General features: G+C 37.8%; 33 protein-coding genes and 1 pseudogene. 9 read left to right on the top strand and 25 right to left on the bottom strand.

The genetic code is table 11. From position 1 onward, the window contains the following. Window positions 1-307 precede the first annotated feature (307 nt). The gene (locus tag HGJ18_RS12775; RefSeq protein WP_301338928.1) at window positions 308-2065 is read left to right on the top strand and encodes an McrB family protein; all 1758 of its coding nucleotides are present in this window, start codon (window positions 308-310) and stop codon (window positions 2063-2065) included. Further along, window positions 2052-3419, top strand: coding sequence for an McrC family protein (locus tag HGJ18_RS01065; protein WP_253697222.1), 1368 nt, complete (start codon window positions 2052-2054; stop codon window positions 3417-3419). Before HGJ18_RS12775 ends, HGJ18_RS01065 begins: the two co-directional genes overlap by 14 nt. Before the next feature lie 58 nt (window positions 3420-3477). Here HGJ18_RS01065 and HGJ18_RS01060 read toward each other — a convergent pair whose 3' ends face one another. Continuing rightward, on the bottom strand, window positions 3478-4956 hold the full coding sequence (locus tag HGJ18_RS01060; protein WP_253697220.1) for a hypothetical protein: 1479 nt from the start codon (window positions 4954-4956) through the stop codon (window positions 3478-3480). A gap of 259 nt (window positions 4957-5215) precedes the next feature. Here HGJ18_RS01060 and HGJ18_RS01055 point away from each other — a divergent pair, with 259 nt between their 5' ends. The 4 genes from HGJ18_RS01055 to HGJ18_RS01040 all read left to right on the top strand — a co-directional run bounded on the left by HGJ18_RS01055 (window position 5216) and on the right by HGJ18_RS01040 (window position 7507). Beyond that, window positions 5216-5851: an SDR family oxidoreductase gene (locus HGJ18_RS01055; protein ID WP_253697217.1), complete on the top strand. Its 636-nt coding sequence runs from the start codon at window positions 5216-5218 to the stop codon at window positions 5849-5851. A 120-nt stretch (window positions 5852-5971) separates the two neighbouring features. Further along, window positions 5972-6406, top strand: a complete 435-nt coding sequence (locus HGJ18_RS01050; protein ID WP_253697215.1) for an Rrf2 family transcriptional regulator — start codon at window positions 5972-5974, stop codon at window positions 6404-6406. Window positions 6407-6443: 37 nt separating this feature from the next. Then, window positions 6444-7070, top strand: a complete 627-nt coding sequence (locus HGJ18_RS01045) for a class I SAM-dependent methyltransferase (RefSeq protein WP_253697213.1) — start codon at window positions 6444-6446, stop codon at window positions 7068-7070. A gap of 2 nt (window positions 7071-7072) precedes the next feature. Further along, window positions 7073-7507: a GNAT family N-acetyltransferase gene (locus HGJ18_RS01040; protein WP_253697211.1), complete on the top strand. Its 435-nt coding sequence runs from the start codon at window positions 7073-7075 to the stop codon at window positions 7505-7507. A gap of 14 nt (window positions 7508-7521) precedes the next feature. On the opposite strand, the gene HGJ18_RS01035 is transcribed toward HGJ18_RS01040, so the two are convergent. Beyond that, window positions 7522-8301: a glycerophosphodiester phosphodiesterase gene (locus HGJ18_RS01035; protein ID WP_253697209.1), complete on the bottom strand. Its 780-nt coding sequence runs from the start codon at window positions 8299-8301 to the stop codon at window positions 7522-7524. 101 nt (window positions 8302-8402) lie between these two features. Between HGJ18_RS01035 and HGJ18_RS01030 the strand changes: the two genes are divergently transcribed. After that, entirely contained in the window at window positions 8403-9728 is a 1326-nt protein-coding gene (locus HGJ18_RS01030; RefSeq protein WP_253697207.1) for an MFS transporter, read from the top strand. Window positions 9729-9761: 33 nt separating this feature from the next. Here the strand turns inward: HGJ18_RS01030 and HGJ18_RS01025 are convergent, their stop codons facing one another. Then, window positions 9762-10046 carry an acylphosphatase gene (locus HGJ18_RS01025; protein WP_253697206.1) on the bottom strand — a complete coding sequence of 95 codons (285 nt, stop codon included), beginning with the start codon at window positions 10044-10046 and terminating at the stop codon, window positions 9762-9764. Next, window positions 10039-10848, bottom strand: coding sequence for a PHP domain-containing protein (locus HGJ18_RS01020; protein ID WP_253697203.1), 810 nt, complete (start codon window positions 10846-10848; stop codon window positions 10039-10041). The genes HGJ18_RS01025 and HGJ18_RS01020 overlap by 8 nt, the downstream gene beginning before the upstream one ends. 132 nt (window positions 10849-10980) lie before the next feature. On the opposite strand from HGJ18_RS01020, the gene HGJ18_RS01015 reads away from it, so the two are divergent. Both HGJ18_RS01015 and HGJ18_RS12820 read left to right on the top strand, forming a co-directional pair. Continuing rightward, on the top strand, window positions 10981-11367 hold the full coding sequence (locus tag HGJ18_RS01015) for a YbgA family protein (protein WP_002670048.1): 387 nt from the start codon (window positions 10981-10983) through the stop codon (window positions 11365-11367). Between the two features lies 1 nt (window position 11368). After that, window positions 11369-11593: pseudogene (locus tag HGJ18_RS12820) on the top strand (pyrimidine dimer DNA glycosylase/endonuclease V). A 48-nt stretch (window positions 11594-11641) separates the two neighbouring features. On the opposite strand, the gene HGJ18_RS01010 reads toward HGJ18_RS12820, so the two are convergent. From HGJ18_RS01010 to rpsC, 21 genes are read right to left on the bottom strand one after another with little or no spacing between them, the layout of a single operon-like run. Further along, the gene (locus tag HGJ18_RS01010) at window positions 11642-11857 is read right to left on the bottom strand and encodes a hypothetical protein (RefSeq protein WP_002672198.1); all 216 of its coding nucleotides are present in this window, start codon (window positions 11855-11857) and stop codon (window positions 11642-11644) included. After that, window positions 11841-12380, bottom strand: a complete 540-nt coding sequence (gene rplQ / locus HGJ18_RS01005; RefSeq protein WP_002682042.1) for a 50S ribosomal protein L17 — start codon at window positions 12378-12380, stop codon at window positions 11841-11843. Before rplQ ends, HGJ18_RS01010 begins: the two co-directional genes overlap by 17 nt. Next, window positions 12370-13425, bottom strand: coding sequence for a DNA-directed RNA polymerase subunit alpha (locus HGJ18_RS01000; RefSeq protein WP_002670041.1), 1056 nt, complete (start codon window positions 13423-13425; stop codon window positions 12370-12372). Before HGJ18_RS01000 ends, rplQ begins: the two co-directional genes overlap by 11 nt. A gap of 10 nt (window positions 13426-13435) precedes the next feature. Then, the gene (gene rpsK, locus HGJ18_RS00995) at window positions 13436-13816 is read right to left on the bottom strand and encodes a 30S ribosomal protein S11 (RefSeq protein WP_002670039.1); all 381 of its coding nucleotides are present in this window, start codon (window positions 13814-13816) and stop codon (window positions 13436-13438) included. A 23-nt stretch (window positions 13817-13839) separates the two neighbouring features. After that, window positions 13840-14205: a 30S ribosomal protein S13 gene (gene rpsM / locus HGJ18_RS00990; RefSeq protein ID WP_002670034.1), complete on the bottom strand. Its 366-nt coding sequence runs from the start codon at window positions 14203-14205 to the stop codon at window positions 13840-13842. Between the two features lie 16 nt (window positions 14206-14221). Further along, window positions 14222-14335, bottom strand: coding sequence for a 50S ribosomal protein L36 (rpmJ, locus tag HGJ18_RS00985; RefSeq protein ID WP_002672206.1), 114 nt, complete (start codon window positions 14333-14335; stop codon window positions 14222-14224). Window positions 14336-14382: 47 nt separating this feature from the next. Next, complete coding sequence (gene secY, locus HGJ18_RS00980; RefSeq protein ID WP_253697201.1) at window positions 14383-15699, bottom strand: preprotein translocase subunit SecY; 1317 nt, start codon at window positions 15697-15699, stop codon at window positions 14383-14385. Window positions 15700-15712: 13 nt separating this feature from the next. Then, a complete protein-coding gene (gene rplO, locus HGJ18_RS00975) occupies window positions 15713-16165 on the bottom strand; it encodes a 50S ribosomal protein L15 (RefSeq protein ID WP_002670029.1) in 453 nt (150 codons plus the stop codon). After that, window positions 16165-16350 carry a 50S ribosomal protein L30 gene (gene rpmD / locus HGJ18_RS00970; RefSeq protein WP_002670028.1) on the bottom strand — a complete coding sequence of 62 codons (186 nt, stop codon included), beginning with the start codon at window positions 16348-16350 and terminating at the stop codon, window positions 16165-16167. The genes rplO and rpmD overlap by 1 nt, the downstream gene beginning before the upstream one ends. A gap of 4 nt (window positions 16351-16354) precedes the next feature. Next, window positions 16355-16876, bottom strand: coding sequence for a 30S ribosomal protein S5 (rpsE, locus tag HGJ18_RS00965; protein WP_002670027.1), 522 nt, complete (start codon window positions 16874-16876; stop codon window positions 16355-16357). A gap of 8 nt (window positions 16877-16884) precedes the next feature. Beyond that, window positions 16885-17247 (bottom strand): 50S ribosomal protein L18, encoded by a 363-nt coding sequence (rplR, locus tag HGJ18_RS00960; protein ID WP_002670026.1) that lies wholly within the window; start codon window positions 17245-17247, stop codon window positions 16885-16887. A gap of 10 nt (window positions 17248-17257) precedes the next feature. Beyond that, on the bottom strand, window positions 17258-17797 hold the full coding sequence (rplF, locus tag HGJ18_RS00955; protein ID WP_002670023.1) for a 50S ribosomal protein L6: 540 nt from the start codon (window positions 17795-17797) through the stop codon (window positions 17258-17260). Between the two features lie 10 nt (window positions 17798-17807). Further along, on the bottom strand, window positions 17808-18206 hold the full coding sequence (rpsH, locus tag HGJ18_RS00950) for a 30S ribosomal protein S8 (RefSeq protein ID WP_002670022.1): 399 nt from the start codon (window positions 18204-18206) through the stop codon (window positions 17808-17810). 11 nt (window positions 18207-18217) lie between these two features. Continuing rightward, a complete protein-coding gene (locus HGJ18_RS00945) occupies window positions 18218-18403 on the bottom strand; it encodes a type Z 30S ribosomal protein S14 (protein WP_002670020.1) in 186 nt (61 codons plus the stop codon). Between the two features lie 11 nt (window positions 18404-18414). Continuing rightward, complete coding sequence (rplE, locus tag HGJ18_RS00940) at window positions 18415-18966, bottom strand: 50S ribosomal protein L5 (protein ID WP_002670018.1); 552 nt, start codon at window positions 18964-18966, stop codon at window positions 18415-18417. Then, window positions 18966-19280 carry a 50S ribosomal protein L24 gene (gene rplX, locus HGJ18_RS00935; RefSeq protein WP_002672211.1) on the bottom strand — a complete coding sequence of 105 codons (315 nt, stop codon included), beginning with the start codon at window positions 19278-19280 and terminating at the stop codon, window positions 18966-18968. The genes rplE and rplX overlap by 1 nt, the downstream gene beginning before the upstream one ends. A 9-nt stretch (window positions 19281-19289) precedes the next feature. Further along, entirely contained in the window at window positions 19290-19658 is a 369-nt protein-coding gene (gene rplN / locus HGJ18_RS00930) for a 50S ribosomal protein L14 (RefSeq protein WP_002670011.1), read from the bottom strand. Window positions 19659-19676: 18 nt separating this feature from the next. Beyond that, the gene (rpsQ, locus tag HGJ18_RS00925; RefSeq protein ID WP_002670009.1) at window positions 19677-19949 is read right to left on the bottom strand and encodes a 30S ribosomal protein S17; all 273 of its coding nucleotides are present in this window, start codon (window positions 19947-19949) and stop codon (window positions 19677-19679) included. Between the two features lie 11 nt (window positions 19950-19960). Beyond that, window positions 19961-20170: a 50S ribosomal protein L29 gene (gene rpmC / locus HGJ18_RS00920; RefSeq protein ID WP_002670007.1), complete on the bottom strand. Its 210-nt coding sequence runs from the start codon at window positions 20168-20170 to the stop codon at window positions 19961-19963. 12 nt (window positions 20171-20182) lie between these two features. Beyond that, the gene (rplP, locus tag HGJ18_RS00915) at window positions 20183-20602 is read right to left on the bottom strand and encodes a 50S ribosomal protein L16 (protein WP_002670003.1); all 420 of its coding nucleotides are present in this window, start codon (window positions 20600-20602) and stop codon (window positions 20183-20185) included. A gap of 2 nt (window positions 20603-20604) precedes the next feature. After that, complete coding sequence (gene rpsC, locus HGJ18_RS00910) at window positions 20605-21324, bottom strand: 30S ribosomal protein S3 (RefSeq protein WP_002670002.1); 720 nt, start codon at window positions 21322-21324, stop codon at window positions 20605-20607. Between the last annotated feature and the right edge of the window lies 1 nt (window position 21325).

Here is a 21325-nt window from a genome sequence, read left to right as displayed (position 1 = left end):
CCGGTAATATTTACAATGCTTATGACGGAGAAAATAATGCAGAGCTTTTAATCCGCCTATCCGCAGATGAAGACTTTGACATTTTGTCTTATATTGAATTGCAAAAAAGGCACATCTGTAGCTTATGTCAATATTTTCCATAATAGCCGTAATTTTCAATCAAGAATTTAACGAAGTCAAAGAGTTCTGTGTGGATAAAAATTTACCCCTTGACGAAATAAAATATTGATTATATAATGATGTGTGTAGATATAGCAAGTTATTCTTTCGCATAAAGAAATTGAATTAGAATAAGGAAGAATTAAAAATGAACTATTGGAAATTGGGAGACCAGTGGGGCGAAAGAGATAACTCAGATGTACCTCATAATTATCCGCTATTACGTGAGAAAGAAATTGTGATTTGCAGCGGCAATAATATGAAAGAAGGAGATTACGTTGCAATATGCCAAGGATTTACCGTTATTGCTCTTGCTGTAATAACGGCTCCACCATTTTCTGTTACTGATAGAAATGATCTAAAAACCGATTTCGATAAATATAAAATACTATATGATAAAACAAATAAAATAGCACCAGCACTGATATATGAGTTAGCTCAGCATGAACAGTTTAACTATGAAACGCAACAAGGAATATGCCAAATTCAAAAATGTAATACACAAAACATAATAAATCATTTGATCAATAAAAAGAGGAAAGATATGAATTTACAAAAAATCTCTGACTTACTTAAAACAAAAAAGAATATCATAATGCAAGGTGCACCTGGTACAGGAAAAACATACACTACAGCTAAAATTGCTCTCTCGCTAATAGGAGAAAAAATAGATTATTCCAATCATTATAAAGTAATGGAAACATATCAAAAATATGTTGATGAAGGACAAATTGCCTTTGTCACATTCCATCAATCAATGGATTATGAAGATTTTATTGAAGGATTAAAACCTCAAATTTTAAAAGATGAACAAGATAATCCGAACGGTATTAATTATATTGTTGAAGAAGGTATATTTAAAACGATATGTAAGTCAGCAATTGAAAACTATTCTAATAGTAAAAAAACGCCAGAACAGTTAAACAATGATACAATGATTAAAAATATCCGCACATATCTTAATGAATTGGATATATTTGAAAGACTTTATGATTCCATAATTAGAGATATAAAAAATGGCAGCATTACAAATTATCAATTTGCCAATAGTAAAAACATCCCCATTACTTGGGATGAAGATCGAAAAAGAATTGTCTTTAGAGAACAAGCTGCTAGAACAGAAAAAAAAGAAAATATTAAACTTTTGTTTGAGTATTTTATTAGTAATAATATTAGCGATATATCATCATATAATAAAGATCAATGGTTTAAATTAATTTCAAACTTAACTGCTGGAAATACAAAAACCATTGATTATATAGAATACGGATGGATAATAACTGAATTAATTACTCGTTTTAATAAAAACAAATATAAAGATGATTTACAAAATAACCATAATGAAGCAACTGATACAGTCATGAAAAAAAATTATATTCTCATCATTGATGAAATTAACCGAGGCAATATCTCAAAAATATTCGGAGAATTGATTACCTTACTGGAATCAGATAAAAGGTTAGAAGCAACACATCCGATAACATTACAGCTTCCATATTCAAAAGAAAAATTTGCAGTCCCTCCCAATGTGTATATTATAGGCACAATGAATACTACTGACCGTAGCACAGGATCAATCGATTATGCTCTCCGTAGACGTTTTGCCTTTATTACCCTCAAATCGGATAAACACACTATCGAAGATTTTTATGACAACAATAGAAGTAATAAAAACAATATTCTAAAAAATAAAGCACTCGAAATGTTTAATAAAATAGAAACTTTTATTAAAGAGCATAAATCAGAATTGGATTTTGATGATTTAATGCCGGGTCATAGTTATTTTATGGCAACCACGGAAGAAGAATTACAACAAAAAATAGAATATGAAGTAGAACCGCTATTACAAGAATACTATAAAGACGGCTTACTTTTAAAATCATTCAATTTAAATGAAGCAAACTAAAGTCTTATATTTTAAAGAACATCAAACTCCTCATCAAGAATCGGAAGATGAAAAAATATTATTTCAGGAGGTACGAGAGCTTACTCAAAAAGAAAATTCTGAGATTAAATTTTTAGGAAATCCTAATATAGATGAAGAGCCTGCCTATCTAGGTATTAATCGAAGCATAACGGCAAGCTACTATATCGGAACCTGTTGGTTAGTAGAAAATAAAATAGCGGCTGCAGTTAGTCCGAAAATCCAAGAGCTTGATTATTTGGCAATGCTTGATGCAGCCTTTTCAATTGGAAGCAGCAATGAAATAGCATATTTTTCAACTTGTTACGGTATTGATTTTGATAAACCTTTAATCAAACTTAATCAAGAAATGTCAAACTATCTTACACCGCTTCTAATTACACAGTTTGTTGCATTAGTTGAAAAAATTGTACACAAGGGCTTAAAAAAAGGATATGTATACAAAGAAGAAAATCTTACCGGTAAAATAAAGGGGCGAATATCAATTTCAAAAAATATTAAGGAAAATATTTGTAAAAAACGGCTTCATAGGAATATTTGTGTCTTCCAGGAATTTACTCCTGATATTCCGGAAAATCGGTTGTTAAAAAAAGCTTTTCTCTTTTGCAAAAAAATACTTGCACATAATAAAAGCCTTCAAGCTCATTCTATAGGCAAAAAATTACAAGAAAGGCTTACACGTATATTAACTAGCTTTGAATCTGTTTCCGATTATATTGATACTACCGAGATAAAACATTTCCGTACAAACACCTTATTTTTTCATTACAATTCTGCCTTAAAATTAGCCAAAATAATTTTACGACGTTATGATTATGCTATCAGTAATACAGTAAAATCAGAACAGGAAACACTGCCCTATTGGATTGATATGTCCCGCCTATATGAATTATATGTATATAAAACGCTTGTTGATAGATATGGATTAGACACTATCTGTTTTCAGGTAAAAGGACACGGAAAAACCGCAGTAGATTTTATCAAAAAAGATGAACAGCTGATTATCGATGCAAAATATAAACCCCGCTATCGTGATTCAAATGCAAAAATGCTTGAAGATATACGCCAAATAAGCGGTTATGCCAGAGATAAAAAAATACTTAAAGCACTTGGAGTTAATTTAGATGAAAACACAGAAATAAAATGTCTCATCATTTATCCGGAACCTCAAAAACTCAATTCAGAGATTTCTGAAAATAATGAAGAGAATGATGAAGACTGTACAACATTTGAATCTAAAAATAATCAAAGTATAGTTGAGCAAGCCGCTAATATTACATGGTTCAGAAACTTTTATAAAATAAGAATTCCATTACCCACCATAAACTCAATTTAACTTTTTACTTTACTTATACTAAAAAACTGTCGTTTTTCAACTTGTAATATACAAAGACTTACCTCCGCTCTATGTATTGAAGATTTTTAATTACATCACATAGCTCCTTACCGCTTGAACTAAGACGGCCGTTACTGTTAATCAAATTAATAGAATTATTCTCAGTCATTAATTCAGGGAAGAATTTTTTATATTGTCCCGCTTCATATAAGAAACCGGGATCAAAATCAGCCGGTTTTGCTTCAGGAGCTCCGCCATAATATCTCACTATAAACTTTTTAGAGAATTTTTTTGTTTCATTGCTAAAATAACGCAGTTCAGTTTTTCTCCATGTTCTAATATCATATAAGACAAAATCGTTCTGAGCATAAACGGTAACAAGCTGACTTTGTTCCGTTACCGTACCACTATATACGATTCCGTTTATAGTCTTCGATACATCTTTGTTTACCGTATTTACAGGTCCATATGTTTCTTTCACCTTTCCATAACTTTCATAAGGCATTAGCACCAAATCAGCATCTCTGATATCGAGAAAATTAAAAATAGAATTTATTCCGCCTTTGATAAAATTCACTTTAATAATTTCAGGTCCCAAATTTGAAGAAGTAAATTCTGAATTTATCGCCCTACGTATTCTATCTCCATCATTATAATTATCACCCGGCAGCACAATAGTAAGTCTGAGGATAAGTCTTTGGTCCACTTCTGCAAGTTCTTTTGAGGCTATACCCGGAATTATTTTTTCTGCTTTTTGAAAATAGGCTTTTGCATGGCGAAAGGCTGTATAATTGTTCAACCGTAGATTATAACGCCCCTCTTCGATATAAAGATAAGCAGCCTTTTCTTTTGCAAGACGACTTTTTTCCAAAGAGCCCCTATATCCCGAAATCCATGAATTTGCAAGTATATAGTATTCGGAGGCTTGAAGAAGATTATCCGGTTTATTAGTATAAGCAAGAGTTTCGGCCGCATTATAAGCCGTCTCTGCACCCAGTAAATTTATCTCATCATCCAAATGGCGCGAGTATTTTTTTGCACGCTTTAAATTATCCAATACTTTAGAAATATTTTTAGGATCGTTTCCCTGCATTTGTACAATACGCAAGGCCTCATTATAAAGAGCTTCCGTTGCCCTTGTATAAGAAATATCCTTTAGCCCGCTGTAATCTCGAGCTTCAAAAACAACGATTTCTTTCTTTCCAACTAGACCTTCGGGGTACATCATTTGAAGAGTAGAAACGCGACTATAAAGCAGCATCCAATCGGAAATATTATCTGCAATATCGGCATAGTATATATCGTTTCTCTCAGCCTTACCGATCATATCCATAATAGAGCGCTCAGCCTTAGCGGACTCGGCTTTATATACTCTTATGTAGCCGTCAGATACATTGCCTGCAATAAGAAGGTCGGCAGCGGATACAGCCCTTTGAACCGGAGTTGAACCGTGAATATACATACTCGCACAGCCTGTCAATAAAGCAAACAGGCTCACCAAAATTAAAAATAAAGAAAATAGTTTAGTAGTTTTCATATATACATTATAGTAAAAAAATGAGGATTAGTATACTACCATTGAAAATCGGACATCCGTGTCCGATTTTCAACTTCGACATACCCGTGTAATTCATAATTTGTAAATAAAAAAAGAACTATATATAAATCTCAAATAAAATCTATAAAAGAATTTAGAAAATTTTGGTTGTAACCATTGACATTACATCTAAAAAAGCTTATACTATAGATGTAACAATAATAGTTACAACTATAGTATTAAAACATTGGAGGTTCTAATGAAAAAGATTGCAATTATTGGAGCAAATGGAAAACAAGGTCATTGTCTTACAAATGAAGCTGTAATGAGGGGCTTTGATGTAACGGCCATCATCCGTCAGCCTTGTGCTAAAAACGAAAAGGCAAAGGTTCTACAAAAAGATTTATTTGATCTAAAACCTGAAGATTTGGCAGGTTTTGATGCGGTTATCGATGCTTTTGGAGCGTGGACACCTGAAACCTTTGACAGGCACATCACTTCGTTACGGCATTTATGTGATTGCGTAAAAAATACTAAAATCCGGCTTTTAATAGTCGGAGGAGCGGGTTGCCTCTACACAGATAAGGAGCACAAAACAATCTTACTTAATGCGCCCAATTTCCCTGAAGAATTCCGTCCTCTAGCACAGGCAGAAACGAATGCATTTCTTGAATTAAAGGAAAGAAAAGATGTTTTGTGGACTTATTTATCGCCGCCCTTAGATTTTAAAGCAGAAGGTAAACGTACCGGAACATATAAACTTGCAGGTAAAGATCTCCCATTCAACTCGAATGGAGAGAGCACAATAAGCTATGCCGATTACGCCATCGCTATGATTGATGAAGTAGAAAATGGAAAATTCATTCAAGATAATTTTTCGGTTGTAAGTTTATAAAATAACGATTCAATAGCCGTCCTATTGTGAGTATCTAAAAACATCAATTTTTAGAAATGACCTATTGTATCTTATATAGTTTTAGTATAAGATGAAAAAGATATTCGGTTAGGACGGCTTATGCAAATAGGAACAAAATTCTCGGTTTCAATTCATATCCTACTCTGTGTTGAATTCTTTAAAGATAAGTGCAAGGTAACGAGCGATTTTCTTGCTGAAAGTGTAAAGACAAATCCTGTAGTTATACGCAAACTTATGAGTGCATTAAAAAATGCAGGCCTCATAGAGATTACTCAGGGAACAGGCGGTATTGCATTAAAAAAAAAGGCAGCTAAAATCAGCTTCCTCGATATCTTTAATGCAGTAGAATCAATAAAGGACGGAAGACTATTTAAAATACATGACACACCGCCGAATGAATGTCCTGTTGCACAAAAAATAAATCTCTTGCTTGACGGCTATTTTTTGGATGCTCAAACCACCCTCGAAAAAAAATTAAATTCATTTACGCTACAAAGTATTTTAAACAAGATTAAAGACATCCAAATATCTTAATTGAGGCAAGTAACAGTTAATTTTAAGGAGAAACAAGATGTTGGACAGTAAAGGCTTTGACCTATGGTCAGATAATTACGACACACAAGTAGAAATATCAGATGAAGAAAATGTTTATCCCTTTGCCGGCTATAAAAAAGTTCTAGGTACGGTATACGAAAAGGTTCGCAAGCAAAATTCTAAAAATATTTTGGACATAGGATTCGGCACAGGTATTTTAGCAAAAAAACTTTATGACGACGGATATAATATTTACGGAATAGACTTTTCAAATGAGATGCTAAAAAAGGCAAAACAAAAAATGCCTAATGCGGAACTTTTACAATTTGATTTTACCGATGGTCTCCCTAAGGAATTTAAGCAAAAACAATTCGATGTTATACTCAGTACCTATGCAATTCATCACATAGATGACGAAGCAAAAAAATTATATATTCTGAAGCTGTTAAAATCCTTAAACCCAAAGGGTATTCTTATCTTCGGCGATGTTGCATTTGAAACGGAAAAAGATATGGAAGCCGCAAGAAAAAAAGACTATGAAGAGTGGGATGATGAAGAATATTATTTAATTGCCGAAAGATTTAATTTATGGTTCCCGCATCTAAAAACGGATTTTATAAAAATATCTTATTGTTCCGGTGTATTTACAATTTATAAGGAATAAAAATGCAAACCTGGATTAAATATAGAATACCTAAAAAACTTTTAGATAATAAAAATAAAAACATTAAAATCGAAGAATTTAGTGAGTCTGAACACAAAGATATTATTCCTCAAATATATGCCGATGCCTTTTGCGATAAGGCATGGGAAAGTGATTGGTATAAAATAGATCTTTTTAATCCCGCCTCTTGTTTTATTGCAAAATATAATGAAGAGCATGCAGGTTTTATTATTTCTTTTATAAAAGAAAATTCGGCTTATATCAGTGTTATTGCGGTTCTAAAAAAATATCAAAAATGCGGAATCGGAATATCTCTTATAAATAGAGTTATAAACTATTTTAAAAATCAAGATTTTGAAATTTATCTTGATGTCGAATCAAAAAATAAAACGGCAATAAATTGGTACAACAAACGCGGATTTATTCAAATTATTTAGGAAAAATGGAAGTCTTAATCTTGGTTTAAATCCTGAGGGCGATTGGATATAATCCCCGTTACTCCTTTTTTAATAAGGACCTCGGCTTTTTCTTTATCGTCAACTGTCCAACACCAAGATTCTTTATCTTTCTTTTTCGTAAAGCATTTATAAGAAGGCTTTAAAATATCCGGCCTACAAAATAAAAGCCCCCTGCCCTTTTTTAAAAAAAAGAGATTATCGGGATGATTATCATAGATTAAGGCTGTAGGAATATCGGAACATATCTTTGAAAAATATCTTATAGCAAATGGATTAAAAGAAGAAACCAAAAACCTCTGAGGATTTTCGGGTAAAACTTTTAAAATATCCTTTAAAACCTGATAAGTTTTTTCTACAACTCCCTTATATTTTAAGTTATCTATTTTTATTTCTATATCGACATAGATATCGGAGCCTAGAAGTTTTAGGACATCATAAAGTAAAGGAAGTTTTTCACCTTCATATTCTTTTGAAAACCAAATACCGAAGTCATATTTTTGTAATTCTTCCCAAGATAAATCTTCAACTTTTAGATCAGGAGCTTCAATAATCTTTCCGTTTTCATAAATTCTTCCTGTACGCTTAATTGAGGAATCATGAATAACCGCAAGTTCTCCGGTTTTGGTTAAATGCACATCCAGCTCCACTCCGGGGATTCCCAGCTCTACAGCCTTTTTAAATGAGGCAATCGTATTTTCAGGAGCTAAACTTGAAACTCCTCGATGACCAAAAAGAAGAGGTCTTTTTGCATTAGGCAAAATTTTTTTATGCATATTCCTTTTCCTCATAAATTAAATAATCTTTATTTTTACTATAGCTATTATAGCAAATATAGTTTATACTGTTAAGGTATTAAATAAATATTGGAGAAGCTATGAAACAAAAAGAAGGATTTAGAAAATACCTTCCGATAACTTTTTTAATCGGAGCAGGTTTTTTTACGATGGGACTCATGGATCCATTGTATGACAGTTATGTAACGATTTTTTTAAGCCGTTATATTCCTTTTAAATGGCTTGTCGGAATATTGATGTCTATCGATAATGTTCTGGCAATATTATTAATCCCCATCGTTTCGGCATGGTCGGATAGAACCCGTACAAAAATAGGAAGACGAATGCCGTGGATTATAATTCTGCTTCCATTGTCGGCAATTACTTTTAGCTTTATTCCATATGCAGCAAAAAATTCTTTGGCGGCATTGATAATTATTCTTGCCCTTCTGAATTTATTTAAGCAATCGGTGCGGGGTCCAGTAATTGCTTTAATGCCGGACATTGTTCCTGCCGAATTCCGCTCTCAAGGGAACGGAGTTATAAATACCATGGGAAACATTGCCGCAATAGTAGGAACCTTATTTTTAGCCCGCCTAATGGATGTAGATACTGTCCTTCCAATTATAGGGCATACAAAGGATGTCCTTTCATTTCCGGCAGCGGGTCTTTTGGTCATCCTTGCAACCCTAATGCTCTTTTTCTTTGTAAAAGAAAAAAATGCGCCCCTACACGATTCTTCTGAAAATGAAGAAGAAAAAGTGCCGTTTCTACAGGCAATGAAAACCGTATTGGCAGGCAGAAAAATCGAAGACGAGGAAAAACCCGATAAGAGCGCCTTATTTGTTCTTGTTTCTCTTTTCTTATGGTTCCTAGGCTATCAGGGAATGCTGCCATACATCGCCGAGTACAGTATAAAACATTTCGGCGTATCGACAGGACAGGGAGCATTTGCCGCAGGAATGGTAGGAATAGCCTCAGCCCTATCAGCCATTCCAATGGGATATGCTGCAAGTAAGTGGGGACGAAAAAGAATGATAAGAATCGCATTGGTAGTTGTTGCGAGTTTGTGTTTGGCTCAATTTTTCTTAACCGAAATTGCAGGTATACTAGGTCTTGCCGGAGGACAATTAAAATACCTATTTTGGGGCTTAATGTTTGTGTTCGGTATTTTTTGGATCTGTATAATAGCCAACTCCTTCCCCATGCTTTGGCAGATGGCTGGCTTTTCGCACATAGGACTTTACACAGGCTTATACTATACCTTTTCTCAAGGAGCGGCAATAATAGCCCCCTTCCTTGCAGGTCTTATAATCGACTTTGCAGGACACAGAGCTGTCTTTGTATACTGTGCATGTTTTTTTCTCCTCGCATGGCTTATGATGGGAAAGGTTACCAGAGGGGAAAAACACGATAAGGTAGAATAATTTTTTAAACTTTATAGGGCAGTTTTAGTTTTGTTATACTTCAATCCGAAAGTCTGTATAACCTCTAGCCCTTACCTCTTCGGAATTAAGGCCTTCAACACGGGCATAAGGATGCTCGTGCTTGAGAGCATAAAGGAATTCTCCCAAAGTATCGGTATCGGCTTCGGCAATAATTTCGACAGAGTAATCGGCAAGGTTTCGAACCCGGCCCTTTACATTGAGGCTCTTTGCAAGAGAACGGGTCCAATACCTGAATCCCACACCTTGAACCCTTCCTTTAACTATAATATGAAGAGCTCTCAAAGCCTCCTTAGCCATTGATACTCCGGAAACCTAGGGCTTCGGCAGTATCCATAGGCTTAATCCCCATACTCTCCGCAAAAGCTATTGCATTCCTGCAGCCCAAAATAGTATGCTCGGGGAAATGAGCATCAGAATTACAGATAATCCTTGCCCCCATATCTGAAGCAAGTTCCCAAAATTGCCTAACCGGATAAATAAACTCATCGCGTCCGGCACGTAAAATTCTTCTTTTAAAAGTACCGTAGCCGTTTATTTCTATAGGCACATCAAGATCAATTGCCGCCTGAATTAAGGCCCTTGAACAGGCCAGATGGTCTGAATCTATATTTGAAACATCAGCTAAAAAAAGATCGGGATGGGCTAAAAAATTATAAAGACCTGATGCCATCCCTTCAATCGTAAAATCAATGTAACCGAAAAGCTCCTTTTTTGTAAGGGTCGGCGCATATTCCAAGCGGCCGTCTACATCATACCAGTGAGAACCTAAAACCAAAAAATCGGACTTCAGTTCCTCCCTCAAAAAATCCTTGTACCAGCTCTTATAGCGGGGATGCCATTCGCACTCAAAACCGAAATATACGGGAAAAGGCGCATCAATGGCAGCTTCTTCTACCATGCTCTTATAGAGATTTACCTCATATTCCCCCATACGGCAATAATCCCACGAAGAATCGGGATAGGGACAATGGTCTGAAAAACCTAAGGCTGAACAGCCGGCCTTAATCGCTTCTTTTACATAATCGATCGGCTTCCCTTCAGCATGTTTACACAAATAAGTATGGGTGTGAAAATTGCTTATCAAATTATTCGTTTTCATCGGCCTTAATTTTATTTATTATAGAAGCCTTTGTCAATCGGCGAAACTATATACAAAAATATGGAATTTTGTGAAAAAATGCTTGAAAAAAAATGAATCCCATGCTACAGTTAAGCTTTAAAGATAAGATTAATGAATGATAATAAAAAAATCAGCCAAAAGCTCTGGGCGCAAAACAAGTATTTGGTTTTAAGCAAGTCTCAAAAAATTTATAAGGATATAAGAGAGCTTTTAAAAAAAGAAGACATAGCCCCTGATGAAGTGCAGCTCCTAATTGATCAAGCCATTAAACTTGAAGAAAACCCAAAAGAAGTAATCAATTCCCTTCAGCACATATGGGGCTATTTTAAAAATTGCGCAGAAAAAAACGCAAAAGAAAAATTTTTAAATATGATTGAGCTATATAAATATGGAAAAATAAATAAAAAAGAAATTTTAATCTATCTTTTAACCTTGCTAAAAAAATATCCTAATAAATATTTAGAAGACTCAAATATTTTTAAGGAAGAGGAAAATTAACATGAGACTATGGCATCAAAACCTGATAAACAGATTACCCGCACAACAGCTATTAGAGCAGCACAGAGAATAATGTGCATTGCGAGGAAACGGCCGGGGCAAAAAAAGTCCTCCATACGGCGAACTAAAGAAAATCAAAAAGACAAGTCCTATTTACAAGGAGCATGATGAAAAATATATGCAGGAATGTATTACTAATCTCCGTGAAAAAAATATAGAGATATAAAAAACGCCCGCATCCAAGGCGGGCGTTGTGCAAAAAAGGCTTAAAAATTTATTCGGCTGATGCTTCAGCGGGTTTTTCTGCAGGGGCTTCTGCAGCCTTTTTATTCTTAATGTTTGCTCTGCATATTTTGCAGATCTTTGTTTTTGCACCGTTAATCTCTTGTTCGTACAAAACTTTGATTCCGGTTTTGTTACATACGGGGCATACCCCGCGTCCGCGGTTTTGCTCTGCGCGGATTCCCTTACCTCTATGAGCCTTTGACACGGTTGTACCTCCGATTTGATGAACTATCTACTACCTGATCGGTATTTTTTTTGTGTTCTGATTCACCCTTTGACGATTTAAAACCTGCTTCTTTCTTGGAAGTCTTTTTGTCATCGGATTTTTTTGAATCATCTTTTTTCTTTGTATCCTTTTCCTTTTTTTCAAAGTCATAGTCTACAAGTTCCAAGATAGCAACATCAGCTGCATCGCCTTCACGGAAGCCGATTTTTAAGATACGGGTGTAACCGCCGTTTCTGTCTTTCATTCTAGGACCGATATCGCTGAATAGTTTTTTTACAATATCATCATCCCAGATATACTTTGCAGCATGACGCCTGTTGTTGAATGTATCAACCTTTGAGCGTGTAATCAATTTTTCCGCAGTTCGGCGTACTTCCATCGCTTTTTGTTTTGTTGTCGTAATCCGCTCGTACTTAAATAGCGATGTAACCATATTTCGGTGCAAAGCACGGCGATGTGCAGTTGTACGCGAAAGCGGATTAAAGCCGTTCTTATGCTTCATCTGTTTCTTCCTTCTGTCTTGATACTTTTATCGTATTTTTTAGATGACTGTAATCAGTCATACCCAAGCGCAAATTGTATTCCGCCAATTTAGCATGAATTTCATTTAAAGTCATTCTGCCGACATTGCGCATACTTTCGATCTCATCTTCCGACTTCTGAGCCAGTTCGCCGAGAGTTTTAATACCGGCCGAGTCCAAGCAGTTTTTAGCCCGAACGGAAAAATCGAGAGTATTAATCGAAGTTGCTAAAAGCTGTTTAATTACCGCTTCTTCATTATCATCTTCATCTTCACCGAGATAATCATTTTCATTAAAATTAATAAAGATGGAAAAATGATCTTTTGCAATTTTTGCAGCTTCGCCCAAAACATCTTCAGGTCTGACCGTACTGTCAGTCCAAATTTCAAGAATGAGCTTATCGTAATCGTTTCTTTGTCCTACTCTGCAAGGTTCAATAGCATAGCTTACTTTTAAAACAGGACCGTAGATTGCGTCCATCGGAATAGTTCCGACAATTTCAATGTATTTTTCATTAACTTCTGCCGGTACATAACCTCGACCGAAATCTACTTGAACATCAAACGAAACATTAGCACCCTTCATAAGTTCCATAACATGAAAAGGTTCGCCTAAAATTTCAAGCTGTCCTTCAACGGCAAAATCTTTGCTGGTTATCGACGCAGGCCCCTTAAATTCAAAATGAAAGTCACCTTGTTCCGACTCATCCGATAAACGGAGGCGGATCTGCTTTAGTTTATTCAAAATTTCCAGCGTATCTTCGGAGACGTTCGGAATATTTTCAAACTCACTTGAAATTGTGTGGGGTACACCGTCGGCATCATGCGATGTTATAAGCACTGCCGATATGGCATAACCTTGAATTGAGGACAATAAAATTCTCCTCAAACAATTTCCGATTGTTGTTCCAAAACCGGTCTCAAAAGGGGATGCCGTAAACTTACCATAGCTTTCGGTTGATTCTTGCTGAGCAAATTCCAAGCCTTTCGGCTTCTTAAATCCTTTTAAAAGATTTTTACGGGCCATTCACGTCTCCTTATATTCGGCGCGTCTTCTTGGGACGGCAGCCGTTGTGCGGAATGGGAGTTACATCGCTGATTGAGCGAACCTTTAATCCCATTGTTCCAAGCGTTCTGATAGCCGATTCACGGCCGACTCCGGGACCTTTTACAAAAACATGAACTTCATGCAAGCCGTAGGGCTGGCACTTTTGTACAGCTGTTTCCGCAACGGTTTGAGCCGCAAAGGGTGTCGATTTTTTGGCACCGGCAAAGCCTAAGCCGCCTGAAGATGCCCATGAAAGAACATTTCCCTTTAAGTCGGTTATCGTAATAATTGTGTTATTAAAGGTTGCTTGAATATAAACATTGCCTTCATATATGCTTTTCTTTTCTTTTCTTTTCTTTACAGTAGCCATGTTTTAATTACCTCCAACCACGATTATTTCTTCTTACCGGCAACGGTCTTCTTCTTACCCTTGCGTGTTCTGGCATTTGTCCTAGTTCTCTGTCCGCGTACCGGGAGACCCTTTCTGTGTCTTTGACCGCGGTAGCATCCGATATCCTGAAGACGCTTGATATTTAAAGCCACTTCGGTTCGAAGGCGGCCTTCTACCTTGTATTCTCTGTCAATCACTTCACGGATTGCAGCTAACTCGGCTTCATCCAAATCATTCATTTTTTTCATCGGATCAACCTTTGTAGCTTCACAAATTTTGTTTGCCGATGAAGTCGAAATTCCATAAATGTATGTTAATGAAACATTAACATGTTTGTTAGGGAGGTCAACTCCCGCAATACGAGCCATTATCCAGTGTCCTCCGTTAACCTTGTCTTTGTTTATGCTTAGGATTTGTACAGATTATCCGTACTATTCCGTTGCGCTTAATAACCTTACATTTATCACAAATAGGTTTTACACTTGTTCTAACCTTCATATTCACTCCTTCAAAGAATGTATTCTATATCATTCTTAAAAAAAATTCTATAGGTTCCTTGATCTTATCTTGCCTTTTTTAAGCAAGCCGTCATGATGGTGCATTTTAAGCAAAGCTTCAACCTGGCTCATTGTATCCAAGTCAACACCAACCAAAATAAGCAATGAAGTTCCTCCCATCAACATAGAAATATTTCTGGGGAAACTAAATGCCCATTGAATTACAGTAGGAAGTACTGCAATCGCAGCCAAATAAAGCGAACCGGGCAATATCAATCTGTTTAAAATTTTCTGTAAATATTCTTCAGTTTTGTCGGTTCTAATTCCCGGAATCGATCCGCCGTTTTCCCTTATTTGTTTTGCTATTTCCGTTGGATTAAGTGCAACCTGTGTGTAAAAGTAAGCAAAGAAAATAATCAAAACAACATACAGAACGTTATACCCCCAGCCGTCCGAGCGCAAAAATCTTGCAACTGAAGCCAACCAAGAAACATTCGAGCCCCACATCTGCGAAAGCATGAGGGGAAAGGTTAAAAACGATGAAGCAAAAATGATGGGAATAACACCCGAGGGGTTAATCTTAAACGGAATATAGGTATTCTGTCCGCCATACATTTTTCGGCCGATAACGCGCTTTGCATAATGAACCGGTATTTTGCGCTGGCCTTGTTGTTCGTAAACAACCAAGGCTATAATTCCTACAAACATCGCAAAAGCAATAATTACAAAAACAAGGTTTAATTCGTTATTGCTTACAAGCTTGATCAATTCCCAAACAGCCTGAGGAAGACGGGCAACGATACCTGCAAAAATCAACATTGAAATACCGTTTCCGATACCTCTTGAAGTTATCTGTTCACCCATCCAAACGGTAATCATAGTACCTGTCGTTACCGTAACCATTGTAATAAACAAGTGCAAAACAGGACTTGAAATTACAACAGCACCGGGTATTGCTCTGGCCCATGTACCTACAGCGGAAGATTGAAGAAGGGCAACAAAGACGGTAACTATTCTTGTCCAAACCTGAATCTTTTTGCGTCCTCCGTCTTCTTCCGCTATTTTTTTAAGGCGCGGGAAAATAATCATGGCAAGCTGCATCAATATCTGAGTCGAAATATAGGGCATTACACCGAGCATAAATACCGAAAAGTTCGAAAACGCTCCTCCGACAAAGAAGTCCATGTGATCTGCAAAAGCATTTCCCTGGCCTTGTCGGAAATACATCGTAAGAGCCCCAGGATCGATACCGGGGATGGTGAGTACCGACCCTAAGCGGAAAACTGCTAAAACTATGATCGTAAAGAAAATACGGCTTCGTAAATCCTTTATTTTGAACATATTTGCAAATACATTATTAGCCATTTTTTACCGCCTTTTATGCTTCAGACTGAACTATTGTTCCGCCTGCCTTTTCTATTTTTTCCTTAGCCGATGCCGAAATTCTATCGACATCAACCGTCAATTTTTTTGTTATATCTCCCGTTCCCAAAACTTTAACATAAAGAGAACCTTTTCGGAGAAGACCTTTTTGCATTAAGGATTCTTTGTTGACGGTCTCGCCGTCGCTGTACTTTGTTTCGAGCATGGCAAGGTTTACAACATAGAATTCCTTTTTAAAAGGATAGTTTGAAAATCCTTTTTTTGCAACACGGCGATACAAGGGCATCTGACCGCCTTCAAAGCCGGCATAAACCTTGCCGCCTGAACGGGCTTGCTGACCCTTATGTCCCTTTCCGGAAGTTTTTCCCCAACCGGAAGAAGAACCGCGTCCTACAATCTTCTTTTTATGAGTTGCTCCTGCAGGAACAGTTAAATTAAATTCGGACATTAGTTTAACTCCTTAACTTCAACCAAGTGAGCAACGCGTTTTACCATACCTAATACGGCAGGATTTGCATCATGCTCAACTGTGGAATTAAGCTTTTTTAATCCCAAAGAGCGGATAGTCGAACAAACCGGCTGCTTTTGACCGATTGTACTTTTTACTAATTTTACACTAATTCTCTTTGCCATTTACTTACCCCCATACATCCAAAAGGGTTTTTCCGCGGCTCTTAGCAATTTTTTTGCCGTCCATCAAAAGACTTGCGGCATCAAAGGTTGCCTTAACTACGTTTACTGCGGAGCTTGATCCCAATGACTTTGAAAGCAAGTCGGTTGCACCGGCAGCTTCCATAATAGCACGGATTGTGCCGCCTGCGATAATTCCCGTACCGGAACAAGCAGGGCGCAAAAGAACCGACGAACCCTTGAACTTGCCTTGAACCTCATGAGGAATTGTACCGTTTTTAAGCGGAAAGGTTACCATGTTGGCTTTTGCCTTTTCGATACTCTTTCGAATAGCATCGCTTACGTCATTTGCCTTACCGAAACCGTATCCTACTCGTCCTTTTTGATCGCCGACAACAGTTAGAGCAGAAAAGGAGAACCTGCGTCCGCCCTTTACAACCTTAGCTGTTCGGTTCAATTTAACAAGCTTTTCAACATATTCTTTATCGGTATGCTGGTTATCCCGTTTTGATTCTTTTTGATGACTCATAACCTCTCCTAAAACTTAATTCCTGTTTTTCTTGCACCGTCGGCAACGGCCTTTACAACACCGTGGTAAAGATATCCGTTCCTGTCAAAAACAACAGTGTCAATATTTTTTTCCTTGAGGCGCTTGCCGATTTCTTCACCGACCTTTGCCCCAGATTCAACATTAACCTTAAGCGATCGAAGAGCTTCTTCCATTGTAGAAACGGCAGCCAATGTCTTGCCCTCTACATCGTCAATAACCTGAACCGAAATGCGCTTATTGCTTCGGAATACGGTCATGCGCGGACGTTCTGCAGTACCGAAAATAGACTTTCGAATGTGCATCTTTCGCTTAAATCTTTTTCTATCTTTATCATTACGTTTTTTGTCCATAATACTACCCTTACTTTACACCGGACTTACCGACTTTTCGTTTGATGATTTCGTCTTCGTAACGAATTCCCTTGCCCTTATAGGGTTCAGGGCCTCTCAACTTTCGTACCTGTGAAGCAAACTGTCCGACCGCTTCTTTTGAAGCTCCCGAAATAATAACTTTCAGCTGGTCAACCTTTACTTCAATTCCTTCGGGAATAATAACGGAAAAGTCGTTTGAATAACCCAAAGCCATTACAAGGAGTTTGCCTTGAACTTCGGCTCTGTAACCTACACCATTGATTACCAAGGTCTTTGTAAAGCCTGTGCTTACACCGGTTACCATGTTGTTAAGAAGGCTTCGGTATAAACCGTGATAAGCCCTTGTCTGAAGTTCATCATCTTTTCTTGTTACAAGAACATGATCGCCTTCAATCTTAAAATCAACAGCTTCAGTGTGATAATCTTGTGAAAGTTTTCCCTTGGGGCCTTCAACGGTAAAGATACCGTTTGCAACGTTCACTTTTACACCTGCAGGAATAGCAACAGGCATTTTTCCAACTCTTGACATATTGCTCCTCCTACCAAACCTTGCAAATAAGCTCGCCGCCTACTTGGCTTTCGCCGGCTGCTTTTCCGGTAATGATACCCTTTGAAGTCGATACAATAAGAGTACCGTAGCCGTTAAAAACCCTCGGTAAGCTCTTATAACCTAAATATACTCGGCGGCCGGGTGTGGAAACTCTTTCGATTCCGTGAATAACCGAAGATTCTTTATCATCATATTTTAAGAATACGCGGATATTGCCGGCACCTTCCTGGGTCATTTTTTTAAAGTTTTTAATATACCCTTCCGATTTAAGAATACTGATAATTTCCCACTTCATCTTTGAAGAAGGAACATCAACCGATTCGTGACCGGCTGAAGCAGCATTTCTAATTTTAGTAAGCATATCTGCTATTGGATCTGAAACACTCATTATCGTTCCTCCTACCAACTTGACTTTGTAACGCCGGGGATTTGCCCTTCGCTTGCCAATTTTCTAAAACAAACACGGCACATTTTGAACTTTCGCAGATAACCTCTGGGGCGTCCGCAAACCTTGCATCTGTTATACTGCCGTGTCGGATACTTCGCTTTTCTGTTAGCTTGATTAATTTTTGCAACTGTAGCCATGAAATCCTCTCTTACTTCCTAAAGGGCATACCAAACTTTGCAAGAAGCGATCTTGCCTCTTGATCAGTCTCGGCAGAAGTTACTACGTTCACATTCAATCCTGAAATGCGTTCGATTTTATCGAAGTCGATTTCGGGGAAAATGATCTGCTCGGTAATACCCACTGAATAGTTTCCGCGACCGTCAAAACCGTTCGGGTTAACTCCGCGGAAATCCTTAACACGCGGCAAAGCAACATTGATAAAGCGGTCTAGGAATTCATACATTCTAGCACCGCGCAAAGTTACCATTGCCCCAATCTCATTTCCCTCACGAAGTTTAAAGTTTGCTATACTCTTTCTTGCCTTTGTTTTCACAGCTTTTTGACCGGTGATTGTTTCAAGGTCAGTTACTGCAGCATCAAGTAGTTTCCTATTCGTGAGAGCTACACCAACGCCCATGCTTACTACGACTTTTTTAAGCCGAGGAATTTGCATAACGGAACTGTAGTTAAATTCCTTTTTAAGCTCGGGCATGATTTGTTCTGTATAGACTTTCTTAAGCCGAGGTACGTAATTACTCATTATAACGCTTCTCCACACTTACGGCAAATTCTTATTTTTTTGCCGTCCTTTATTTCGTATGCAATACGGGTTTTTCCGCATTTTTTGCATATAACCATAACATTGGATGCAGATATCGGAGCTTCAATTTCTACAATTCCGCCCTGATCCTGCTGGCTTCTTTTGCGCATGGCTTTTTTTATCATATTAAGCCCGCCGACGATAACCTTGTTATCCTCCTGCAAGACCTTTACGACTTCGCCCCGCTTGCCCCTTTCCTTGCCTGCAATAATTTCAACACTATCATTGCGGCGAATCTTCATCTTTCCTGCCATAAACTCTCCTTAAAGAACTTCCGGAGCAAGAGAAACTATCTTCATGAAATCGTGATCACGAAGCTCTCTGGCTACAGGGCCGAAAATACGTTTTCCCTTAGGGTTTTTATTATCGTCAACAATTACGCAAGCGTTATCGTCAAAGCGAATATAAGTTCCGTCGGGACGGCGGTATTCTTTTGAAACACGCACAATAACGGCTTTTTCTACCGTACCTTTTTTAATAACCGATGTGGGCAAGGCTTCTTTTACTGCCACAACGATTATATCCCCAATACCTGCGTATCTGCGTTTTGATCCGCCGATAACCTTAATACATTCGACGAGTTTAGCGCCTGAGTTATCGGCAACGTTTAATCTTGTTTCAACCTGTATCATTTACCTTAACTCCTTGCCTTACTTAGCCCGCTCAATAACTTCAGTAAGCATCCAAGCCTTATCCTTACTGATGGGCTTATGCTCTACAATTCTTACGGTATCGCCGATGTGAGCCGTATTCTCTTCATCGTGAGCCTTGTATTTTTTACTGCTCGATACGTATTTTTTGTAAAGCTTATGAAGCTTTTTGGTTCGGACTTCAACGACGATGGTTTTATTCATCTTGTCGCTTGTTACGATTCCGACAAACTCGCGCTTCCCGATTTTTTTTGTATTTTCTGTTGTTTCCACGGGTTAAGCTCCTAATTTGCACCTTCTCCGGCCAATTCTTTTTGGCGGATAAAGGTATTTAACATCGCTATTTCACGACGCATACTTCTCTTTTCAAGCGGGTTGTCCAAATGGCCTACCACAGCTTGAAATCTCAAATCCATGTATTTTTGCTTTAGATCATTGCGTTTTGAAACAAGTTCCTTATATGACATTTCTCTGTACTTTGACTTATTTTTCATTTTAAACGCTCCTTAGTCGGCCTGAATCTGCTCGGCAAACCTTGTCTTAAATGGAAGCTTGCTTCCTGCCAAGGTCATAGCTTGTTCGGCCAAATTCTTATCAACACCGGCTAATTCAAAAATAATAGTTCCGGGTTTTACAACCGCTACCCAGTATTCGGGGGCGCCTTTTCCGCCGCCCATTCGAACTTCAGCGGGTTTCTTTGAATAGGGTTTATCCGGAAAAACTCGAATCCACAATTTTCCGCCTCGCTTAATCTTACGATTTAAAGCAACACGGGCAGCTTCAATTTGTCTGTTTGTAAGCAAAAAAGGCTCAAGAGAAACTAAGGCGTAATCGCCGAAATCGATGTTGTTGCATCGTGTAGCTTCGCCCTTGATTCTACCGCGCTGAACCTTTCTATGTTTTACACGTTTGGGACTGAATGCCATAATTATTGCCTCCCTGCTTGAGCGGGCTTTTCAGTGCGGGGTCTTCTTTGCTTTTTGAGCAAGGCTCCTGCATCTTCTTTTTGTTCTCCGCCAAACATCATTCCGCTGTAAAGCCATACCTTAACACCTATCTTTCCATAGGTTGTATCCGCTTCAGCAAAACCGTAGTCTATATCTGCCCGAAGTGTGTGAAGAGGAACGCGTCCTTCCTTCATTTCTTCGGTTCGCGACATTTCAGCACCGCCTAAGCGTCCTGAAATTCTAATCTTTATACCTTGAGCACCGGACCTCATCGTATTAAAACAAGCCTGCTTTAATACCTTTCGGAAAGAAGCTCTTCCGGCAAGCTGGCGTGCAACGTTTTGAGCAACTAAAGCAGCCCTTAATTCGGCTCTCTTTACTTCCTTAATTTTGATTTGCACTTTTTTGCCGAGCTTTTTCTGTATAATAGCTCCGATATTTTCGATATTGGCACCTTTTACACCGATTATAACGCCGGGACGAGCCGTGTGAATCATAATCGTAATCCTCTGGGGATGACGGATGATTTCAACTTCGGCAATGTCGGCATTTTTACATTCAGGAATTTCCTGAATCATAGCTCGAATCTTTAAATCCTCAAGCAACAAGTCGGCATAATTTCGGGGGCCTGCATACCAGCGAGACGACCAAGTTTTGTTTATACCAAGTCTTAATCCTGTAGGGTTTACTTTCTGTCCCATA

The organism is Treponema denticola, assembly GCF_024181405.1.
GTDB classification, from domain to species: Bacteria; Spirochaetota; Spirochaetia; order Treponematales; family Treponemataceae; genus Treponema_B; species Treponema_B denticola_D.
The sequence above is the reverse complement of the archived record's forward strand: the minus strand, read 5'-3'. Positions and strand labels throughout refer to the sequence as shown.

What these genes read in the sequence shown, in the direction of transcription:
- HGJ18_RS12775 (WP_301338928.1), top strand. Translation starts at nt 308, where the DNA reads ATGAACTATTGGAAATTGGGAGACCAGTGGGGCGAAAGAGATAACTCA.
- HGJ18_RS01065 (WP_253697222.1), top strand. Translation starts at nt 2,052, where the DNA reads ATGAAGCAAACTAAAGTCTTATATTTTAAAGAACATCAAACTCCTCAT.
- HGJ18_RS01060 (WP_253697220.1), bottom strand. Translation starts at nt 4,956, where the DNA reads ATGAAAACTACTAAACTATTTTCTTTATTTTTAATTTTGGTGAGCCTG.
- HGJ18_RS01055 (WP_253697217.1), top strand. Translation starts at nt 5,216, where the DNA reads ATGAAAAAGATTGCAATTATTGGAGCAAATGGAAAACAAGGTCATTGT.
- HGJ18_RS01050 (WP_253697215.1), top strand. Translation starts at nt 5,972, where the DNA reads ATGCAAATAGGAACAAAATTCTCGGTTTCAATTCATATCCTACTCTGT.
- HGJ18_RS01045 (WP_253697213.1), top strand. Translation starts at nt 6,444, where the DNA reads ATGTTGGACAGTAAAGGCTTTGACCTATGGTCAGATAATTACGACACA.
- HGJ18_RS01040 (WP_253697211.1), top strand. Translation starts at nt 7,073, where the DNA reads ATGCAAACCTGGATTAAATATAGAATACCTAAAAAACTTTTAGATAAT.
- HGJ18_RS01035 (WP_253697209.1), bottom strand. Translation starts at nt 8,301, where the DNA reads ATGCATAAAAAAATTTTGCCTAATGCAAAAAGACCTCTTCTTTTTGGT.
- HGJ18_RS01030 (WP_253697207.1), top strand. Translation starts at nt 8,403, where the DNA reads ATGAAACAAAAAGAAGGATTTAGAAAATACCTTCCGATAACTTTTTTA.
- HGJ18_RS01025 (WP_253697206.1), bottom strand. Translation starts at nt 10,046, where the DNA reads ATGGCTAAGGAGGCTTTGAGAGCTCTTCATATTATAGTTAAAGGAAGG.
- HGJ18_RS01020 (WP_253697203.1), bottom strand. Translation starts at nt 10,848, where the DNA reads ATGAAAACGAATAATTTGATAAGCAATTTTCACACCCATACTTATTTG.
- HGJ18_RS01015 (WP_002670048.1), top strand. Translation starts at nt 10,981, where the DNA reads ATGAATGATAATAAAAAAATCAGCCAAAAGCTCTGGGCGCAAAACAAG.
- rplQ (WP_002682042.1), bottom strand. Translation starts at nt 12,380, where the DNA reads ATGAAGCATAAGAACGGCTTTAATCCGCTTTCGCGTACAACTGCACAT.
- HGJ18_RS01000 (WP_002670041.1), bottom strand. Translation starts at nt 13,425, where the DNA reads ATGGCCCGTAAAAATCTTTTAAAAGGATTTAAGAAGCCGAAAGGCTTG.
- rpsK (WP_002670039.1), bottom strand. Translation starts at nt 13,816, where the DNA reads ATGGCTACTGTAAAGAAAAGAAAAGAAAAGAAAAGCATATATGAAGGC.
- rpsM (WP_002670034.1), bottom strand. Translation starts at nt 14,205, where the DNA reads ATGGCTCGTATTGCGGGAGTTGACCTCCCTAACAAACATGTTAATGTT.
- rpmJ (WP_002672206.1), bottom strand. Translation starts at nt 14,335, where the DNA reads ATGAAGGTTAGAACAAGTGTAAAACCTATTTGTGATAAATGTAAGGTT.
- secY (WP_253697201.1), bottom strand. Translation starts at nt 15,699, where the DNA reads ATGGCTAATAATGTATTTGCAAATATGTTCAAAATAAAGGATTTACGA.
- rplO (WP_002670029.1), bottom strand. Translation starts at nt 16,165, where the DNA reads ATGTCCGAATTTAATTTAACTGTTCCTGCAGGAGCAACTCATAAAAAG.
- rpmD (WP_002670028.1), bottom strand. Translation starts at nt 16,350, where the DNA reads ATGGCAAAGAGAATTAGTGTAAAATTAGTAAAAAGTACAATCGGTCAA.
- rpsE (WP_002670027.1), bottom strand. Translation starts at nt 16,876, where the DNA reads ATGAGTCATCAAAAAGAATCAAAACGGGATAACCAGCATACCGATAAA.
- rplR (WP_002670026.1), bottom strand. Translation starts at nt 17,247, where the DNA reads ATGGACAAAAAACGTAATGATAAAGATAGAAAAAGATTTAAGCGAAAG.
- rplF (WP_002670023.1), bottom strand. Translation starts at nt 17,797, where the DNA reads ATGTCAAGAGTTGGAAAAATGCCTGTTGCTATTCCTGCAGGTGTAAAA.
- rpsH (WP_002670022.1), bottom strand. Translation starts at nt 18,206, where the DNA reads ATGAGTGTTTCAGATCCAATAGCAGATATGCTTACTAAAATTAGAAAT.
- HGJ18_RS00945 (WP_002670020.1), bottom strand. Translation starts at nt 18,403, where the DNA reads ATGGCTACAGTTGCAAAAATTAATCAAGCTAACAGAAAAGCGAAGTAT.
- rplE (WP_002670018.1), bottom strand. Translation starts at nt 18,966, where the DNA reads ATGAGTAATTACGTACCTCGGCTTAAGAAAGTCTATACAGAACAAATC.
- rplX (WP_002672211.1), bottom strand. Translation starts at nt 19,280, where the DNA reads ATGGCAGGAAAGATGAAGATTCGCCGCAATGATAGTGTTGAAATTATT.
- rplN (WP_002670011.1), bottom strand. Translation starts at nt 19,658, where the DNA reads ATGATACAGGTTGAAACAAGATTAAACGTTGCCGATAACTCAGGCGCT.
- rpmC (WP_002670007.1), bottom strand. Translation starts at nt 20,170, where the DNA reads ATGAAAAATAAGTCAAAGTACAGAGAAATGTCATATAAGGAACTTGTT.
- rplP (WP_002670003.1), bottom strand. Translation starts at nt 20,602, where the DNA reads ATGGCATTCAGTCCCAAACGTGTAAAACATAGAAAGGTTCAGCGCGGT.
- rpsC (WP_002670002.1), bottom strand. Translation starts at nt 21,324, where the DNA reads ATGGGACAGAAAGTAAACCCTACAGGATTAAGACTTGGTATAAACAAA.